This is a genomic window from Umezawaea sp. NPDC059074 (assembly GCF_042738955.1).
Lineage (GTDB): Bacteria > Actinomycetota > Actinomycetes > Mycobacteriales > Pseudonocardiaceae > Umezawaea.
In genome coordinates this window covers 1-18,495 of the sequence record NZ_JBHYHC010000169.1, presented here as the reverse complement: position 1 = coordinate 18,495, position 18,495 = coordinate 1, and the positions used below count along the sequence as shown (strand labels likewise).

The following is an 18,495-nucleotide window of genomic DNA, read 5'->3' as shown; positions in this document are numbered from 1 at the left end:
GCCGGGCGGGGGGGGGGGGGGGCGCCCCCCCCCCCCCCCCCCACCACCGGGTCGGTTCCCGGACCTAAGGGGCCCAGGGGTTGGCCACGGACCAGCTCGTGTCCTGGTCGTAGGACGACGGGCTGTCGTAGACGTGGGCCCCGCCGCTCGACGCGACGTACACGGCCTCCGCGTAGTGCCTCATCGCGGTGCCCAGCTCATTCACCGACGCGAGGCGCACACCGCCGGTTCCCGGTTGGGCGCAGAAGGTCGCGTCCTTCCGGTACAGGTCGGTGTTCTCGTTGGCCGCCAGGCGGACCCGGAAGTCCGCGTGCCGCAGGTAGCGGCCGGGGTAGTTGCGCGACTCGAACGAGTAGCACGTCGGGTCCGCCAGGCCTCGGCGGACGACGAACGTGGCGTCGGACTTGAGCAGGACCGCGCTCGTGTCGGTGACCACGTCCGTGCGGGCGAGGTCGTCGGCGTGGCGCAGGTACCGGTCGGTGTAGCCCGGTGTGGTCACCCGGAACGACCTGGCCTGGTCCAGCGGCAGGTCCGCGCCGCTGCGCCAGATCCCGGTCGACGCGGCCCACGTGGTGTCGGCCGCGAAGCTCCCGGCGCCGTCCCACGGGTTCGGTCCGCCGGAGCGGGCCACGTAGACGGCCTCGTTGTAGTGGCGGAGGAAGTAGCCGGGCAGGTTCGCCGACTCCAACTGCGAGCCGCCCGCCCCTTCACGGGCGCAGAACGTGGCGTCGCCCGCGAACCCGGCCGACCCGTCGTTGGGGTCGTTGCGCACCCGGAAGTTCGAGTGGCGCAGGAACCTGCCGGGGAAGTCGCGCGACTCGAACGACAGGCAGGCCGCGTTGGACAGCCCCGGCCGGGCCCAGAACGTGGCGTCCTGCTTGGCCACGTCGGAGCTGGCGTCGTTGATCACGTCCGTGCGGGCCAGCCCGTCCGAGTGCCGGAGGAACCGGTCGGTGTACCCGGTCGTGGTCACCCGCAGCGACACCAGCTCGCCGCGGCCGACCTCGGTGCCGCGCGCCAGGGCCAGCACCCGCTGGTTCACCTCGCGCACCCGCGACTCGGTCATCTTCAACACCCGGCGGTCGTAGGTGTAGAAGCCGTTGATCTCGTTCTCCACGTCGTACGGCTCGGTGTAGACCGACGCCGACAGCCCGCGCGTGTGCACGAACTTGCCGACCTCCTTGGTGATGTCCACGTACCGGTTCGTCAGCGACGACTCGTCGGGGTAGAGCGCGCCGTAGGCGAACCCGGCTCCCGGCTGCCACTCGCTGCCGGTGATCCGCCTGCCCAGGCCGCCGAACTCGCCCAGCACCGCGACCCGCGTGGCCGTGGGCAGCCTGGTGCCGGTGGAGATCTGGTAGGCGTGGTCGTCGATGATGTCGCCGTTGGACGGTTCCGGGTCGGACACGCAGCAGTTCGAGCCGGAGTTGTGGTTGATCAGCCTGGTGTTGTCGATCGAGCGGACCAGGTCGACGATGCGGCCGTTGTCGTACTCGCCCCAGCCCTCGTTGAACGGGACCCACTGGACGATCGACGTGATGCCCTTGAGCTGGTCGACGATCCGGCGCAGCTCCGACTCGTAGTTGGCGTGGCTGGCGACGGGGGTGTCGTCGATCGAGTCGAGGGCGGGCATGTCCTGCCACACCATCAGCCCGAGCTTGTCCGCGTGGTAGAACCAGCGGGCCGGTTCGACCTTGATGTGCTTGCGGACCATGTTGAAGCCCAACGCCTTCTGGCGCTCCAGGTCGAACTTGAGCGCCGCGTCGGTCGGCGCGGTGTAGATGCCGTCCGGCCAGTAGCCCTGGTCCAGGGTGCCGAGCTGGAACACGAACTTGCCGTTCAGCGTCGGCCGCAGCACGCCGCCGATCATCGCCTTGCCGATCGACCGCATGCCGAAGTACCCGGTGACCGCGTCCCCTCCCCCGGTGCCGGTGAGGGTCACCCGCAGGTCGTAGAGGAACGGGTCGTCGGGCGACCACAGCCGCGCGTTGGGCACGGGAACCCGCAGGTGCGACCCGATCGCGCCGGTCGCGGTGCCGACGACGGCGCCACCGCTCAGCACCTCTGCCCGCGCCTGCATCCCCGCTGTGCCCTGCACGACGAGGTCGAGCACGCCCGCGTTGACGTCCGGCGTGGTGTCGAGGCGGGTGATGTTGTTGGCGTTCACCGGTTCCAGCCACACGGTCTGCCAGATGCCGGACGCGGCGGTGTAGAAGATGCCGCTGGGGTTCTTGCGCTGCTTGCCGATCGGGTACAGGCCGCCGTCGACGGTCGAGCGCGCGCCGACGATGATCTCGTTCTCACCCGACTTCAACGCCGACGTGATGTCGATCGAGAACGCGTCGTAGCCGCCGGTGTGCGTCGCGCCGATCCGGACGCCGTTGACCCACACGCGGGTCTCCCACGTGACGGCCCCGAAGTTGAGCTTGACGCGACGGCCGTTCCACGCCGTCGGCACGGTGACCGTGCGGCGGTAGTACATGTTGTCCTCGTGCCGCTTGATCCCCGACAGCGCGGACTCGATCGGGTAGGGCACGAGCACGCCCTCGGCCAGCGTGCGGCCGATGGGCGGCGAGTCGAGGTTGGGGGCCCCGGCGAACTCCCAGACCCCGTTGAGGTTCAACCACTCCGAGCGCACGAGCTGAGGGCGCGGGTACTCGGGCAGGGCGTTGGTGGGCGACACCTGGCCGGTCCAGGGTGTCGTGAGCTGGAAGGGCTTCGGCTGCCAGGTGGCGGCCGAAGCGGGTGGTGCGATGGCGATGGCGGTCGTCGTCGCGACGAGTAAGGCGGTGACGACGCTCAGGACGCGTCGGAAGGAGGACATCGTTGGCTCCAAGACTTCGCAGGGGACGCAGCCGGGCCGAGCGGGGTGGGGCCGGGACCTCCTATCTCCGGGGTTTCGTTCGGGCGAGGGACCGTTGCAGGATCACGACGACGAGCAGGAACGCGCCGCTGACCACTGACTGGTAGTTGCTGTCGAGGGTGCCGATCTGGTTGATGATGTTCTGGATGACGTTGCGCAGCCCCACGCCGATGACCGTGCCGAGCACCGTGCCCGCGCCGCCGGTCAGCAGCGTGCCGCCGATGACGACGACGGAGATGGCGTCCAGCTCGGTGCCGACGCCGATGACCGTGACGCCGGACTGGAGGTAGGCGGCGGTCAACGCGCCCGCCAGACCGGACAGCACCCCGCTCATCGTGTAGACGGTGATCTTGGTGCGCGCGACCGGCAGCCCCATCAGCAGCGCGGACTGCTCCGCGCCGCCGGTGGCGAACACCGACTGGCCGAACCTGGTGCGGCGCAGCACGACCGCGCCGATCACGCAGAGGACGACCGCGATGAACACCGGGTACCCGAAGCCGCCGATCGTGCCGCGGCCCAGCTCGATGAACGCCGAGTCGGACGGCACGCGGTAGGTGGTCGAGCCCTCGTCGGTGATCGCCAGCAGCAGGCCGCGGGCGAACAGCAGCGACGCCAGCGTCACGATGAACGGCGCCATCTTCGTCCTGGCCACCAGCACGCCGTTGACGAACCCGATCAGCCCGCACACCGCGAGCGGCAGCGCCAGCGCGACCAGGAACCCGTACTGGGAGCCGTAGGCCGCCAGCACGCCACCCAGCGCGTACACCGAGCCGACGGACAGGTCGATGCCGCCGGTGATGATCACGAACGTCATGCCGAGCGCGATCACCGCCAGGAACGAGCTCTGCAACGCGAGGTCGCGAAGGTTGTCCAGGCTGCCGAAGCGCGGGAACGAGAACCACGCGACCGCCACCACGAGCACCAGCGCGATGGCCGCGCCCTGCCGTTGCAGGACGCCGGTCATCAGCTCGCGGCGGGTGGCGGCCGCGGTGTCCGGGGGATCGGCGATCACGGCGGTCAACGGGTGCTCCGTTCACGGGCGACGTACACCGCGACGACGATGATCGCGGCCTGGACCATCTGCGCGGTCGAGTCGGGCAGGTTGTGCTTGATCAGCGTGGCGCGCACCAGCTGCATCAGGATCACGCCGAACACCGTGCCGAGGATCCGCACCCGGCCGCCGGTCAGCGCCGTGCCGCCGACGACCACCGCGGTGATCGCGGACAGCTCCATCAGCATCCCGATGTCGGCCGGGTCGCTGGCGCTGAGCCGGGCGGTCGCGAGGATGCCCGCCACGGCCGCGAGCAGGCCGCAGATCGCGTACACGCCGACCAGCACGGCCTTCACCGGCAGACCGGCCAACGAGCTGGCGGTCCGGTTGCCGCCGATCGCGACCAGCCTGCGGCCGAACGTGGTCCGCCCGACCAGCAGCGCCATCACGATCGACAGCAGCCCCGCGATCCACACGCTGATCGGGATGCCCGCGAGGTCGCCGGTGCCCAGGTACAGGAAGTCCTGGTCGTGCAGCTGCACCAGCTGGCCGTTGGCGATCACGAGCGCGAGCCCGCGACCGCCGACCAGCAGGGCGAGTGTCGCCACGATCGGCTGGATGCCCAGGTGGGCGACCAGGAACCCGTTGAACGTGCCCGCCGCCAGCCCCACCACCAGCCCGATGGCGATGGCCGGGATCGGCCCGGCGCCCAGGTAGAGCGGGATGAGCGACGCGGCGAGCGCCATGACGGCGCCCACCGACAGGTCGACGCCCTCGGTGCCGATCACCAGCGCCATGCCCAGCGCCACGATGCAGACCGGCGCGGCCTGCACGAGCTGCGTGCGGAAGTTGCCCAGCGTCAGGAAGTTCGCGGTGAAGAACACGTTGAACAGCAGCAGGACGACGACCGCGACGTAGACGCCGTACTCCTGGAGCCACCGGGCGACGCGGGCGCGGTCGATGCCGCCCGCCGTCGCCGTCACCGCGGTCACGGCGCCTCCCCGGCGATGGCGGCGAGCACCTTGTCCTGGGTCAGGTCGTCGCCGGACAGCTCCCCTACCACCGCTCCGTCCTTGAGCACGACCAGCCGGTCGGCCCCGTCGAGCAGTTCCTCCATCTCCGAGGAGATCAGCAGCACGGCCAAGCCTTCCTGGGCGAGTTCGTCGATCAGCGCCTGCACCTCGGCCTTGGCGCCGACGTCGATGCCGCGGGTGGGCTCGTCGAGCAGCAGGACCTTGGGCTTGGTGCACAGCCAGCGGGCCAGCAGGACCTTCTGCTGGTTGCCGCCGGACAGCTCCGACACGAGCTGGTCGGGGTTGGACACCTTGATGCGCAGGCGTTTCACGAAGGTGTCGACGATCCTGTCCTGCTTGTCCCTGCTGACCACGCCGAAGCGGGACAGCTGGGGCAGCGCGGCGAGCACGATGTTCTCCCGCACGGAGAGGTTGGGGATGATCCCCTCGGCCTTGCGGTCCTCGGCCAGCATGTTGACGCCCGCGCGCATCGCCGCGCCGACGTCGCCGGACTTCAGCGACTTGCCGCCGACCAGCACCGTGCCGCCGTCCAGCGGCAGCGCGCCGACGATGGCCCGCGCGGTCTCCGTGCGGCCGGAGCCGAGCAGCCCGGCGAGGCCCACGACCTCGCCGGGCCGGATCGACACCGACACGTCGGACAGCCGCACACCGCTGGCCAGGTTCCGCGCCTCGAGCAGCGGTTCCCTGCCCGCGTTGTGGTCCTCGCCGAACGCGGTAGCGCCGTGCTCGCGGATGTCGCTGACGCTGCGGCCGAGCATCATGGCCACCAGCTCGATGCGCGACAGGTCGTTCAACGGCCCGGTGTGGACCATCTTCCCGTCGCGCAGCACCGTGACCTGGTCGCAGATCCGGTACAGCTCGTCCATCCGGTGGCTGACGTAGACGACCGCGATGCCCTTCTCGTGCAGCCGTTCGACGACCGAGAACAGCGTCTCGACCTCGCGCGGCTCCAACGACGACGTCGGCTCGTCCATGATCACCACGTCGGCGTCCGTGGACACCGCCCGGACCAGCGCGACCATCTGCTGCGCGCCGACGCTGAGCGTCCCGAGCGGGCGCTTCACGTCGGTGTCGATGCCGTAGCCCGACAGCAGCTCCTTGGCGTCGCGGTTCATCCGCGCCCAGTCCACGAGCCCGAACCGGTTGCGCGGTTCGCGGCCGAGGAAGACGTTGGCCGCCACGCTGATCAGCGGGACGAGGTTGACCTCCTGGTAGATCGTGGAGATCCCGGCCTCCTGCGCCCGCACCGGGCGGTCGAAGGACACCACCTCGCCCCGCAGCCGGACCTCGCCGGAGTCGGGGCGGTGCACGCCCGTGAGCACCTTGATCAGCGTGGACTTGCCCGCGCCGTTCTCCCCGACCAGGGCGTGCACCTCCCCCGGCCGCACCGCGAACGACACCCCGTCGAGCGCTCGCACGCCGACGAACTCCTTCACGACGTCGGTGACCTCCAGCACCGGTTCCACGTCAGTACGCGTTCCCGACCTTGGAGGCCGCGTTGGTCTCGTCGTACTGGTCGTCGGAGATCACCACGTTGGCGCTGATCTCCTTGCCGTCGGCGAAGTCCTGGAGGACCTTGAACGACAGCGGGCCGAAGCGCGGGTTGGACTCGACGACCGCGTTGTAGCCGCCGTCGGCGACGAGCTGCACGGCGTTCTTGGTGCCGTCGATCGAGACGATCTTGACGTCCTTGCCGGGGTTCTTGCCCGCGGCCTTGAGCGCCGTGACCGCGCCGATGCCCATCTCGTCGTTCTCCGCGTACACGGCGGTGATGTCCGGGTTGGACTGGATCAGCTGCTCCATGACGGCCTGGCCCTTGGAGCGGTCGAACTCACCGGTCTGCTCGGCCACCACGGACAGGCCCGTGGTCTTGGCCAGTTCGTCCTTGAAGCCCTTGGTGCGGTCGGTGGTCACGTTGTTGCCCGACGAGCCGAGCAGGATCGCGACCTTGCCGGTGCCGCCGGTGACGCGGACCATCTCGACGGCCGCGCGCTTGCCCTGCTCCACGAAGTTGGAGCCGATGAACGTGAGGTAGTCGGTGCACGGCGTGGAGGTCACCTTGCGGTCGATCGTGACGACCGGGACCTTCTTCGCCTTCGCCGCGTCGAGCGCGGGCTGGAGGCCGTCGGAGTTGAGCGGCGCCACGATCAGCAGCTGCGCGCCCCGGTCCAACATGGACTTGATGTCGCTGATCTGCTTGTTCAGGTCGCTCTGGGCGTTGGTGACCAGCAGCTTGTCGGACGCGATCCCGAGCTTCGCCGCCTCGTCCTTGATGGACTGGGTCTCGGCGATGCGGAACGGGTTCGCCTCCTTCTCCGACTGCGAGAAGCCGACGATCGCGGACTTCACGTCCACCTTCGGGTACCCGGTCTTGTCAAGCGTGCAGCCGGGGCCCGATGCTTGGGAGGCCGCCGCGGAGGCCGCGGGGCCCGCGCTGGACTGGCTGGTGTTCTCGGCTTCTCGGCTGGTGCAGGCCGTCAGCGCGACGGTGAGCGTGGTGACCGCGAGTAGGGCGGCTTTGGTTCGGCGCACGGGCGGCGTGGACATCGGTGGCTCCTCGGTCGGACGGCGTGAGCCCCGTCACTGAGACGGGACCGGTGACAGATTTACATCGTTGGTACAACGTTGTAAAGACCCCGGGGAACGAGATAGGATTCGTGATGTTCCCAACTACCGACGCCGATGGGAGGCCGTTGTTGGCCACGCTCAAGGACGTCGCCAGGCTCGCCGGTGTGTCGGTCAAGACGGTGTCGAACGTGGTCAACGGCTACGAGTTCGTGAAACCGGACAACCGCCGCCGCGTCGAGGAAGCTCTGGCCACGACCGGTTACCGCCCGAACATCGGAGCCCGCAACCTCCGCCGCGGCCGGACCGGTTCCCTAGCACTCGTCCTCCCCGAGCTGAGCATCCCCTACTTCGGCGAGATGGCCGGACTGGTGCTGGAGGCGGCGCAGGAACACGAGTGGAACGTCCTCATCGAACAGACACTCGGGACCCGCGAACGCGAGCGCGCCACTCTGGCAGCACTGGGCCCGCACATGATCGACGCCGCGATCGTCAGCCCCGAAGCCCTGCACGCCCGCGACTTCGACCAGCTGGACCCAGGAATCCCCGTGGTCATGCTCGGCGAACACTCGGTAGACGTGCCGATCGACCACGTGGGCATCGACAACGTCCTAGCGGCCACAGTCGCCACCAAGCACCTGGTCGATCTGGGCAGGCACAGAATCGCCGCCATCGGCGCCCACCCGTACCGCGGCACAGCAACCCAACGCCTGGAGGGCTACCGCGCGGCCCTAACAGACGCCAACCTCCCGGTACGAGACGAGTACATCGTCCAGGCCCTGAACTACCACCGCCGCGACGGCGCAGAAGCCATGGCCCACCTGCTGTCCCTACCAGAACCACCAGACGCGGTCTTCTGCTTCAACGACCTACTCGCAATCGGCGCACTACGAGCAGCAGCGGAACACGGCATCCGCGTACCACAAGACGTGGCAGTCGTAGGCTTCGACAACAACGAGGAAAGCGCCTACAGCATGCCGTCACTGACAACGATCGCCCCCGACAAGGCGGCAATCGCACACAGCGCGGTAGACCTGATCCGCCGCCGCATCAAGGGCGGCCAAGACCTAGCCCCAGAAGACGTACAAACCCCGTTCTCCCTAGAAGTCCGGGAAAGCACCCGGTAGTAGACACAGGCACACAGCAACGCACCTGGGCCCCCACAGCCCAAACGAAAGCACGCAAGCCTCCAGACACCCAAACCAAGGGCGCCACCCCGATCCGAAGCGTCCTCATGCCCGTTTTGGTTTGTCAAGGCATCTTTCCCGCCTTGACAAACCAAAACGGGCATAGAGATACTTGAGCGAGCGGGGTGTCGACCGCCTCCGCTGGAACCGGCAGCCGCACCTCTCTTACATGTAACCGCCAAGCCCGCCGAGAACCCGGTCCCGACCAAGCTGCGATCACGACGAACAGCGCGGACCCACCAAGCGACTCCCCGACCGGCGGGCAGCGCACACCGGTTCACCCGGCACCAGCACACCGGGCTGCCCCCCGCCCCCGGCCGACGCCGAGTCAACGCCAGCGGCAGCGCCTTATCTCCGCCCGCCCCCGGCCTTGCCCAGCCCCCAGCTCCAGCCCTGGCCCACGCATTGCCCCGGCTCACCCCCCAGCCCTCAGACTGCCGTCCGCCCCTAGCCCCGACCCCTGACGCGCCCCCTCGCCACCACCCCTGACCAGCCCAAACCAGGCGTCCCCCATCGTGCAGAACCCCCCGACGCACACGCTACGACCGGGGTCCGACATTTCCGCCCCTCCCAGGTAACCGGTTCGAGTGAACCCGCCCCACCCAGAATGTGACCCATGCCACTGCCTCTCAAGAACCTTCCACCGAGATCCGGCGTCTAGCGGGGTGTGGGACCAATCCGGACAAGACCGAGCGACCTCGACGAGGAGCACCTCGTCAGGCTCGTCGCCAAGGGCGACCGGGCCGCGTTCGAGGAGCTCTACCGACGCACCTCACCGTGGATAGCCGTTCGCCTGCGCCGCCGCTGCTCCGATGACCAGATCATCGCCGAGGTCATGCAGGAGACCTACCTCTCCGTCTGGCGAGCAGCTCACGCCTTCGCCGGAGCAACAGCGGGCGGCACAGCCGTCGGCTGGCTGTGGACGATCGCGGCGAGACGCCTGATAGACGCGTTCCGCCGCCGAGCCCACCACGCCGTCCCCCCAACCGCCGCGGCCCCAGAACCAGCCACGGCAGCGGAGGACGAGGTCCTAGACCACCTAGTAGGCGACGAGGTCGGCGATGCCCTCAGACGACTGGCTCCGGAACTGAGGCAAGTACTCCAGGCCATGGTGCTCGACGGGCTCTCCGTCCGGGAGACCGCGGTCCTGCTCGGGGTGCCCGAGGGCACCGTCAAGACCCGTGCCCGCCGGGCCCGGATAGCGATGCGGGAGGCGCTGACATGACCGTCGAACACCCCAGCGAGCGGCTGGTCGGCCGCTACGCGCGGGGCGAGGTGGACATCCCGGCGGACGAGGTGTGGGCGGTCGAATCCCACCTGGAGTCGTGCGCGGCGTGCCGCGCCAGGCTGGCGGACGTCGTCGAGGGGTCGACGGCCGCACTGGTCGACGTCGTGTGGGCCGACCTGGAACCGAAACTGCTGCCCCAACCGCGCCGCCGCCGACACCTGCCCCGCGTGCTCGCCGCCTGGGTCACCCCGGCGATGGTGCCGTGGCTGGCGATGACGACGATGGTGGCCTTGCTGGCGCTGGCGTTCGACCGGTTCTCCCAGTCGCCCGACCAGATCTCGCTGGTGCTGCTCGTCGCGCCCGTGCTGCCGGTGCTCGGCGTGGCGGCGTCGTGGGCGAAGTCCCTCGACCCGATGCACGAGATCGTCGCGTCCACGCCCCGCGCCGGCCTGTACCTCCTGCTGCGCCGCACGGTGGCCGTGCTGCTGGTGGTGATCCCGACGCTGGTCGCCATCTCGGGGTGGGACTCGGCCACCGCGCTCTGGCTGCTGCCGTGCCTGGCGTTCACCACCGCCACGCTCGCGCTCGGCGGTCTCGTCGGCATCACCCGCGCGGCCGTCGGGCTGATCGCGGTGTGGGTGGCCGTGATCGTCGCGCCGACCGTGGTCCTGGACCAACCGCCTTTCGTCCTGCACGAGAACGGACTTCCCGTGTGGGGCGCGCTCTGCGTGCTCGGGGCGCTCGTCGTGGTCGCTCGCCGGAGCGCCTACACGGACCTGGGCGCACGTCGATGAAGGGGAACGAGATGACCAACGCGGTGGACACCGCACCCACGACCTACGCGTGGGAGATCAAGGCCACGGGGCTGAAGGTCCGCGCCGGGGCGCGCAAGATCGCCGTCGACGGGCTCGACCTGTCGCTCGGCACGGGCGTGCACGGCCTGCTCGGGCCCAACGGCGCGGGCAAGACCACCCTGATCCGGGCACTGGCGACGGTGCTCCGCCCGGCCGGTGGCGAGCTCGAACTGCTCGGCAAGGCCGTCGGGGGCCGGGTCGACCAGCGCGAGCTGCGCCGCCGGATCGGGTACCTGCCCCAGGAGTTCGGGTACTACCGCCGGTTCACGGTCCGCGAGTTCGTCGAGTACATGGCGTGGCTCAAGGAGATGCCGAAGCGGGACGTCCCGGCCGCGGTGCAGCGGGCCGTGGAACGGGTGGGGCTCGCCGACCGCGCCGACGACCGGATGAAGACGTTGTCCGGCGGCATGGTGCGGCGGGCGGGGATCGCGCAGGCGATCGTCAACGACCCCCGCGTCCTGCTGCTCGACGAGCCGACGGCGGGCCTCGACCCGGCGCAGCGGCTGCGGTTCCGCGAGCTGCTCCAGGAGATCGGCTCGGACACCTGCGTCGTCGTGTCCACGCACCTCGTCGAGGACGTGGCCGCCGCGTGCACGGACGTCGTCCTGTTCGCCGACGGCAAGCTCGTCTTCCAGGGCACGCCCGCCCAATTGGCCGCGGCCGGGACCTCCGAGCACGTCGGCGACAGCCCCATCGAACGCGGCTACTCCGCGCTGCTGAACCAGGGAAGGGGCAGCTGGTGACCCGGCGGATCCTCGGCATCGAAGTGCGGCGCTCGGTGGCGCCGTGGGTCAGCGGGCTCCTGCTGCTGATCGCGCTCGGCATGCTGCACCTCTCCGGCGCGCCGTGGACGAAGGGCCCGATCGCCTGGACCGAGCAGCTCGCCGCGACGTCGCACTGGACGCGGTTCATGCTGGTGTTCCTGTGGCCGTTGGCGATCGGCGCGGGCGCGCTGCAAGGTCGGCGCGACCACCGGTCGGGCATGACCGAACTGCTCTCCTCCACCCCGCGCCCGGCGCTGCACCGGGTGGCCGGGACCGGCCTCGCCCTCGCGTTGCTGCTGGTCCTCACCTACCTGGCGCTGCTCGTCTTCGGCGGTGTGCAAGCGCTCGCGCACAGCGGCTACCTCGGCCTCGCCTGGCTGCCCAACGCGCTGGTGGGCGTGCTCGGCCTGGTGGCGGGCGCGTGGTTCGGGCTGGGCATCGGCCGGGCGTTCCCGGCCCGACTGGTCCCGCCGCTGCTGTCGCTGGCCTCGCTGGTGGCGATGATCGCGCTGTCGATCGAGGGCAACGGCATCCCCAACCAGGTGGCCCTGCTCTCCCCCGCGTTGCAGTCCATGAAGAACGTGTTCCTCACGGTCTCCACCGCCGCGACCGCGGGCCAGGCCGTCTGGCTCGCCGGCTTGGCGGTGACCGGCGTCCTGCTGATGACCGCCTCCACCCTGCGCACCCGCCTGGTCGCCTTCCTGCCCATGGCGTTGGGCGTCGCACTCGCGCTCGCCGTCCTGCCGTCCACCGCGGCGGACACGTACGTCGTCGACCCGGTGGCCGCCGAACAGGTGTGCCGGGGCGCGGTGTGCACGTCGCGGATGCACGAGGCGCGGCTGGCCGACCTCAAGGGCCCGGCGGACGAAGCGCTGCGGATGCTGTCGAAGCTCCCCGACGCGCCGACCGCCGTCCGCGAGTTCACCGGCGAGGTCCCGATCTTCGGCGGACGCCCGCGCGCCGCGGACGCCGTGACCGTCGACTTCGACGAGTGGCGGCCCGCCAAGCCCACCGGCGCGGAGCTGACCCGGTTCCTCGTGGCGGGCGCGGGCGTCGCACCGTGCTACAACCTGAACACCGCTGGCCCCGTCGTGGACCGCGAGCACGCGGCCCGCATGGTCACCGCCGCCTACTTCACCGGCGAGCTGAAGCCGTTGGCGGGCAGCAAGGTCCTCAGCGCGGCCGCGATGCCCGACGCCGAGAAGGCGTGGGCGACCCTCCGCGCCCTGCCCGAACCAGAGCAGTTGGCCCGCGTCGAAGCCGCCCGCCACATCGGCCTCACCTGCGAGGGCGAACAACTGGAGGCCTTGACCCGATGAGATGGCTGACCCTCTACGCCCGCTCCCGCCAAATCCCCCTGGCCGTGGCGGCGGCCCTGCTCACCACGTTCACCGTCTGGTCCATCTCCGACCCACCGAACCCGCGCATCGCGGCCCTGGCCCTGATCGCCACCATCGCGGTCCTCTCCACCGGCCTCACCGGCCAGGACCCCCACCTCGACCGCACGGCCGCACTCCGCTGGCTCCCCCGCAAAGCGGCCCACGTGCTCTTCATCGCCACCACCGCGGCCGCCCCACTCTTGGCCTTCACCACCGACTTGGCCCCCACCACCGTCGTCATCCGCGACAGCGCGGGCCTGACAGGCCTGGCAGCCATAGCCGCCACCACCATCGGCGGCACCTACGCCTGGGCCCCACCAACGGCCTGGTTCGCCGTAGCGGCCTTCATCCCCCCAACAGACGACACCGCGACCCGCGTGGCAACCTGGATGCTCCAACCAGCAGACACCCCAGCCGCCACGTGGACCGCCGTCGTACTCGCCGTGGCAGGCACCACGGCCTACGCGGTGCGCAGGTAGTCAGCGGGAGAACCGGTTCGCGTGGTGCCAGGCGAAGTACGCCGCCGACTCGGGCCGGTGCGCCCCGCACTTCCGCCCCCGCACGCTGCGCAGGTGGTCGCCGAGCCTGCCTTCGCGTTCCGCTTCGGCGGGCTCGACCACCACCAGCCCGGACTCGTCGACCGCGAGGTACCCGTTCCCGAAGAGGTGGTCGCACCCGACTGCGCAGGCGAGCATGGCCACGTTCCTCAGGTCGTTGCGCTCCTCGCTGCTGCACTTGGCCCGGTCCTTCACGTGTGCGGCCACGAGCATCCCGATCGGGAAATCGTGGCCGCACAGGGCGCACTCCGCCCGTTCCCGCTCCCCCACCAGGATCCGGCGCAACGCCCGCTGCTCCTTGCGGTACTTGCCCTCCGTCTTCCCATCCAGGACGGCGAACGTTGGGTCCTCGGCCTTCGGCCGCGTGACCGGGCCGGTCATGGTGATCATGGCGGGCCGGGTCGACGCCTTGGCTCCGGGCAACGTCTTCAGCACTGCGCCGACGAAAGCGCTGCGGTGGTTCAGCTCCTGGGTGTTGATCCCGAGGACACCGTTCTCCCGCAACAGGTCCAGCCCTTCCTGGACGAACCCGATCGGCACCGGCTTTCCCTCGGGCGACCGGCCGGTGGCCACCAGGACCGTGTCACCCTCGATGCGAAGAATCCGGTTGGGCTTGCCGTCCACGGTGGTCAGCGGCAGGCCGACCAGGGGCAGGAGCACGTCCAGCGCAGTCGGCTGCGGCGCGTCGTAGTCCGCCAGGCCGACCTCGGCCAGCAGCCGGTCGAAGTCGTCGACCACGCCGTCGCGGCGCAGCACGTCGATCACCTGCGCCCGGAACCTCCGGTTGCCCAGCCGGTCCGCCGCGCGCCGGGTGAACCCGCCGTGCGCCTCGGTCCCCTCCCACAGGTCGGGCCTCGCGCACAGGGCCCCGTACGCCACCTCGGGCGTCGTCCGCCCGAAGTCCACGAGCAGCGGCCCCACGCCCTCGCTGAACTCCGCCCACTCGAACACCCGCTCGTGCCCGGCCGCGAGGTGACCAATGGCCCACAACAACGCCACCGGCTCGGCCGACCCCAGCTTCGCGAGGGACACCAGCAGATCCCGGCGCGCGACCCGGTCCAGCGTCGCCTGCGGTGAGTCCGCCGTCTTCCCCGCCAAGTCGGCCTCCAGCTGCTTGGCGTCCGACGGGTGGAACCCCGGAACGTCCAACCGCAGGCGGATCTTCTTGCTGTTGTTGCCCTTCTTCGGCGCCCCCTCGGGCTGGCCGATCCCGCCCTGGGCACTGGTCAGCTCCAGCCGCAGCTGCTCGATGTCGGAGCGTTCGGCCAGCTCGACCGGGGCGCTGATGAGCGCACGCTCCGCCTCCGGCAGGTGCTGGACCTTGTCCGAGTCCACGAACGCGCCCACCAGCACGGCGTGGAGGTCGCGCAGCCGTCCGAGCAGCAGCCGCAGCGCGGGCACGTAGTCGCGGTTGCGGGGTGGGACGCCACCGCCCGCGCTGTGCAGGACCAGGGCGAGGTGGTCGCCGTCCGGCACCACGTCGTACCTGGCGTTGAGCTCGACCCCGTCGTCATCCGTTGCGCGCACCCGCACACGTTGACACATGGTCAACAACTACGGGTTCGCTGCCCCCGTGGGGCGGGGGAACCGCTTTAGTCACCCACCAGAGCGATATCGGTCCCTTCGGCAACAACTGTCCGTGCCGATTTCGCACGGACCGGGCGAACCTGTCCCCGATCAGCCCACTCCCCCTACTCCGAATGCTACCTTTTCCCCGAAAGCAATCCGAAAAATGAACGGGGCTACGCAATGGAACGGGCACGGCGAAAACTGGGGTCGGTCGCGCTGGTCGTGGCGGCGGCGGTCGGTGTGGTGACGGGGGTCGCCTCGCCTGCTCATGCTTCGGGCAAGTGGTGCAACAACCAGGTGTGCGTCGAGTCCTACGACGACGGCACGTACGTCGGCAGGCTGGAGGTGTCCGTCTGGACGCAGAACAGGCCTGGTCGGGTGAACGCGCGGGTGTGGAGCACCAGCGGGTGGAGCCAGTGGACGCACACCGAGGACGTCGGCGCGTTCACCACATACCGCGGGTGGGTCTACCCGCAGCAGCACTTCCCGAGCCAGACGCGCATCTGCGTGGAGGGGTTCCAGAGCGACAGCAGCGTCGGTCTGCCGTGCTTCACCATCGTCTGATGGAATAACGTAGACCGAACAGTCCATTCATACGAATCAGCCGGGATATACCATTTCGGAATCCGATCCCCAAAAGGGTATTCGCCGGTATTTCCCGTTCTTCTCCCTCATCCGCCTGACGTGGTCGCACAGCGATCGCGTTCGGAGCAGCGATTCGGGCCTTGCACCCGGTCGCCCGAGTGAGAAGAGATCGACTGATGGATTCCGTTCGTCATCGTGGACGATTCGGCGCGTTGGCCTGCGCGGCGCTCGCCGTGCTCGGCACCGTCACCCTCACCCCTGCCACCACGGCGGCCCCCGCGCCGGCTCCCAGCCGGTGCGGGCCGCTGGACGTGGCGTTCGTGCTGGACGACACCGGCAGCATGGGCGGCACGATCACCAACCTCAAGGCGGGCATCAACAGCATCGTCAACGACGTCGTCACGGCGTCGGGCGGCGACTACCAGTTCGGGCTCGTCACCTTCAAGGACACCGTGAACGTGGTCAACGACCTCGCGCCGGGCAACGCGGCGGCGGTCACGAACTACGTGACGAACACGCTCGCGGCGGGCGGTGGCGGCGGTGAGCCGGAGGCGTCCGACGAGGCCGTGAACACCGCGGTCAACCGACTGCCCGCGCTCGGGCGGCCGCAGACGGGGAACTTCTCCGGGGTGTGGCGGTCGAACGCGACGAAGTTCGTCGTGCTCGTCACCGACGCGCGGCCCGGCGGGTTCGACGACACCTACACCGTCGGCACGGACAACGCGAACGCGGCGGCGCGGGCGACCGAGGCGCTCGGCGTCGGCATCAAGATCTCCGCCGTGTACGTGCCCACGTCGTCGACCTACAGCCCGACGATCGTGCCGATCATGCAGAACTACGCCACCACGACCGGCGGCGCCTACCTCCAGGCGCAGCCGGACGGCTCCGGGACCGCGACCGCGATCCAGCGGTTCCTGAGCGACTGCAAGCAGACCGACGTGTTCATGCACGACCAGCCGTCCGACACGGGGATCGAGACGAACCCGAACGGCTCGGTGTGGAGCAGCCCGGACATCAAGGTGTGCCCGACGACCGCGGACTGCCCCGGCGGCCAGCCCGTCGTGGGGTCGACCAGCTACGTGCACGTCAAGCTGCACAACCCCGGCCCGTACGGCAGCGGCACCGGCTTGGGCACGTTGAAGGTCTACTACACCGCGCAGGGCGGCGCGGCGGTGTGGAACCCGACCACCGGCGGCAACTGGACCGCGATCGGCCAGCAGAGCGTCACGGTGCCCGCGGGCGTCACGGTCGTGAAGATCCCGTGGGTCAACGTGCCGGGTCCCGGTCACTTCTGCCTGCTCGCGCGGTGGGTGTCGGCGACTGACCCGATGACGTTCGCCGAGGTGTCCAACACGGTGCTCAACGCCAAGAACAACAACAACATCGCCTGGCGCAACATCGACACGATCCGGGTGAAGCCCGGTCAGGTCGGCGACGCGCCGTTCACCGTCGGCAACGGCACCGACAAGGCGATCAAGACCGACCTCGTGGTCACCAGCCCGGAGAAGCCGTTCATCGGCGCGGGCACGCTGGTGATCGACCTCGGGCCGCGGCTGTTCGAGCGGTGGAGGCAGGGCGGCGGCCAGGGTGTCGGCGTCAAGCAGGTCGGCGAGACGGCGCTCCAGTTGACCGATCCGCGGCAGAGCCGCGTCTCGGGTCTGCTGGTCAACGCGGGCGAGAGGTTCGAGACGAAGCTGTCGTTCACCGGTGAGCAGCGCGGCGAGTTCGTGCAGCACGTCGTGCAGTTCGACGAGACCGGGGACATCGGCGGCGTCGAGTTCCAGGTGATCGTGGAGTAGCAGCGGCGGGGAGGGGCGGAGCTTGCCGGGTCCGCCCCTCCCTGTTGACCGACCGGTTGGATTGCTGGATGCTCCGCCGATGGACCTCGTGGAGCAGGACGTGCCGACCGTGCTCGGCCGCATCCGGATCCGGGTCGGCGGCGACGGCCCGGTCGTCGTGTTCTGGCCCAGCCTGCTGATGGACGGCACGATGTGGGCGGCCCAGGCCGAGCACTTCGCCGCCACGCACCGGGTCGTGCTGGTCGACCCGCCCGGTCACGGCGGCAGCGAACCCCTGACCCGGCTGTTCGAGTTCTCCGAGTGCGCCCGCGTGGTCGTCCAGGTCCTCGACCACGTCGGCGCGGACACCGCCGACTTCGTCGGCAACTCGTGGGGCGGCATGATCGGCGCGACCTTCGCCGCCCAGTTCCCCGACCGCGTCCGCACGGCCGTGCTGATGAACTGCACGGTGTCCCCCGCGGCCCGCTCGTGAAGCCCGTCGTCGACGCCTTCGTCGGCCCCACCACCAGGGGTTACCGCCCGGAGGTGGTCGGGACGATCGAGGCCGCTCTGAAGCGCCTGGACATCGCTTCCGCGCGCTGGGCCGTCACCAGCGTCGTGCCGCACCGCCCGGACCAGCGCCGACTCGCGGGCGAGATCCGCGCGAAGGTCCTCGTGGTCGCGGGCATCGAGGACGCCACGTTCCCCGTCGCCGAGACGCGGGTCATGGCCGACGCCATCCCCGGCGCGACGTTCGTCGTCCTCGACGACACCGCCCACCTCGCCGGCCTGGAGAACCCGGCCGAGGTGAACGCGCTGATCGAGGACTTCATCCGATGACGAACCGCACCCACAGCTCCAGTCCCGCGGGCAGGTGCGGTTCCGCCGCCCGCAACGCCTGCCGCAGTTCCGCCGGGTTCGGCGGCGTGTAGGCCGTCGCACTTCGCGCGCTCACCCAGTCGTGCAGGTCCGCCAACGCCCGTGTCCGCAGCTCGTCGTCGACCGCCACGAGCCGGAGAGCGGTCAGCAGCCGAACCCACACCCCGCTCTGCCGCAGCAACCGGTACGCGGCGTTCCGCACGACCATCCGACCGTCCGACTCCAGCAACTCCAACAACCTGTCCCGGTCCAGCTCCACGGC

The 18,495-nt window shown here is 70.0% G+C and carries 17 protein-coding genes; 10 read left to right on the top strand and 7 right to left on the bottom strand.

The window, feature by feature from the left end; translation table 11 throughout:
• Window positions 1-64: 64 nt before the first annotated feature.
• The 5 genes from ACFWW9_RS41550 to ACFWW9_RS41530 all read right to left on the bottom strand — a co-directional run bounded on the left by ACFWW9_RS41550 (window position 65) and on the right by ACFWW9_RS41530 (window position 7,435).
• Window positions 65-2,824: an AbfB domain-containing protein gene (locus tag ACFWW9_RS41550; RefSeq protein ID WP_390388369.1), complete on the bottom strand. Its 2,760-nt coding sequence runs from the start codon at window positions 2,822-2,824 to the stop codon at window positions 65-67.
• Window positions 2,825-2,885: 61 nt separating this feature from the next.
• Window positions 2,886-3,827 carry an ABC transporter permease gene (locus tag ACFWW9_RS41545; protein WP_390388377.1) on the bottom strand — a complete coding sequence of 314 codons (942 nt, stop codon included), beginning with the start codon at window positions 3,825-3,827 and terminating at the stop codon, window positions 2,886-2,888.
• 53 nt (window positions 3,828-3,880) lie between these two features.
• Window positions 3,881-4,837: an ABC transporter permease gene (locus tag ACFWW9_RS41540; RefSeq protein WP_390388375.1), complete on the bottom strand. Its 957-nt coding sequence runs from the start codon at window positions 4,835-4,837 to the stop codon at window positions 3,881-3,883.
• Window positions 4,838-4,842: 5 nt separating this feature from the next.
• Window positions 4,843-6,354, bottom strand: a complete 1,512-nt coding sequence (locus ACFWW9_RS41535; RefSeq protein ID WP_390388366.1) for a sugar ABC transporter ATP-binding protein — start codon at window positions 6,352-6,354, stop codon at window positions 4,843-4,845.
• A gap of 1 nt (window position 6,355) precedes the next feature.
• Window positions 6,356-7,435: an ABC transporter substrate-binding protein gene (locus ACFWW9_RS41530; RefSeq protein ID WP_390388364.1), complete on the bottom strand. Its 1,080-nt coding sequence runs from the start codon at window positions 7,433-7,435 to the stop codon at window positions 6,356-6,358.
• Between the two features lie 113 nt (window positions 7,436-7,548).
• On the opposite strand from ACFWW9_RS41530, the gene ACFWW9_RS41525 reads away from it, so the two are divergent.
• The 6 genes from ACFWW9_RS41525 (at window position 7,549) to ACFWW9_RS41500 (ending at window position 13,344) form a co-directional block, all read left to right on the top strand.
• Window positions 7,549-8,580, top strand: coding sequence for a LacI family DNA-binding transcriptional regulator (locus tag ACFWW9_RS41525; protein ID WP_390388362.1), 1,032 nt, complete (start codon window positions 7,549-7,551; stop codon window positions 8,578-8,580).
• Between the two features lie 736 nt (window positions 8,581-9,316).
• Entirely contained in the window at window positions 9,317-9,865 is a 549-nt protein-coding gene (locus ACFWW9_RS41520; protein WP_390388372.1) for an RNA polymerase sigma factor, read from the top strand.
• Window positions 9,862-10,662, top strand: a complete 801-nt coding sequence (locus tag ACFWW9_RS41515) for a zf-HC2 domain-containing protein (protein ID WP_390388359.1) — start codon at window positions 9,862-9,864, stop codon at window positions 10,660-10,662. Before ACFWW9_RS41520 ends, ACFWW9_RS41515 begins: the two co-directional genes overlap by 4 nt.
• A gap of 11 nt (window positions 10,663-10,673) precedes the next feature.
• The gene (locus tag ACFWW9_RS41510; protein WP_390388356.1) at window positions 10,674-11,465 is read left to right on the top strand and encodes an ABC transporter ATP-binding protein; all 792 of its coding nucleotides are present in this window, start codon (window positions 10,674-10,676) and stop codon (window positions 11,463-11,465) included.
• A complete protein-coding gene (locus tag ACFWW9_RS41505; RefSeq protein WP_390388354.1) occupies window positions 11,462-12,805 on the top strand; it encodes a hypothetical protein in 1,344 nt (447 codons plus the stop codon). The genes ACFWW9_RS41510 and ACFWW9_RS41505 overlap by 4 nt, the downstream gene beginning before the upstream one ends.
• The gene (locus ACFWW9_RS41500; RefSeq protein ID WP_390388351.1) at window positions 12,802-13,344 is read left to right on the top strand and encodes a hypothetical protein; all 543 of its coding nucleotides are present in this window, start codon (window positions 12,802-12,804) and stop codon (window positions 13,342-13,344) included. The genes ACFWW9_RS41505 and ACFWW9_RS41500 overlap by 4 nt, the downstream gene beginning before the upstream one ends.
• Here the strand turns inward: ACFWW9_RS41500 and ACFWW9_RS41495 are convergent, their stop codons facing one another.
• Window positions 13,345-14,949: an HNH endonuclease gene (locus tag ACFWW9_RS41495; RefSeq protein WP_390388348.1), complete on the bottom strand. Its 1,605-nt coding sequence runs from the start codon at window positions 14,947-14,949 to the stop codon at window positions 13,345-13,347. It lies immediately after the preceding gene.
• A 222-nt stretch (window positions 14,950-15,171) separates the two neighbouring features.
• Between ACFWW9_RS41495 and ACFWW9_RS41490 the strand changes: the two genes are divergently transcribed.
• The 4 genes from ACFWW9_RS41490 to ACFWW9_RS41475 all read left to right on the top strand — a co-directional run bounded on the left by ACFWW9_RS41490 (window position 15,172) and on the right by ACFWW9_RS41475 (window position 18,194).
• Window positions 15,172-15,555, top strand: coding sequence for a hypothetical protein (locus ACFWW9_RS41490; RefSeq protein ID WP_390388346.1), 384 nt, complete (start codon window positions 15,172-15,174; stop codon window positions 15,553-15,555).
• Window positions 15,556-15,752: 197 nt separating this feature from the next.
• Window positions 15,753-17,375: a vWA domain-containing protein gene (locus tag ACFWW9_RS41485; RefSeq protein WP_390388344.1), complete on the top strand. Its 1,623-nt coding sequence runs from the start codon at window positions 15,753-15,755 to the stop codon at window positions 17,373-17,375.
• A gap of 79 nt (window positions 17,376-17,454) precedes the next feature.
• Window positions 17,455-17,847 carry an alpha/beta fold hydrolase gene (locus ACFWW9_RS41480; protein ID WP_390388342.1) on the top strand — a complete coding sequence of 131 codons (393 nt, stop codon included), beginning with the start codon at window positions 17,455-17,457 and terminating at the stop codon, window positions 17,845-17,847.
• Entirely contained in the window at window positions 17,844-18,194 is a 351-nt protein-coding gene (locus ACFWW9_RS41475) for an alpha/beta fold hydrolase (protein WP_390388340.1), read from the top strand. Before ACFWW9_RS41480 ends, ACFWW9_RS41475 begins: the two co-directional genes overlap by 4 nt.
• On the opposite strand, the gene ACFWW9_RS41470 is transcribed toward ACFWW9_RS41475, so the two are convergent.
• On the bottom strand, window positions 18,184-18,495 hold a 312-nt coding region (locus ACFWW9_RS41470; protein WP_390388338.1), incomplete at its 5' end, for a hypothetical protein. The two genes, ACFWW9_RS41475 and ACFWW9_RS41470, sit on opposite strands and share 11 nt — an antisense overlap.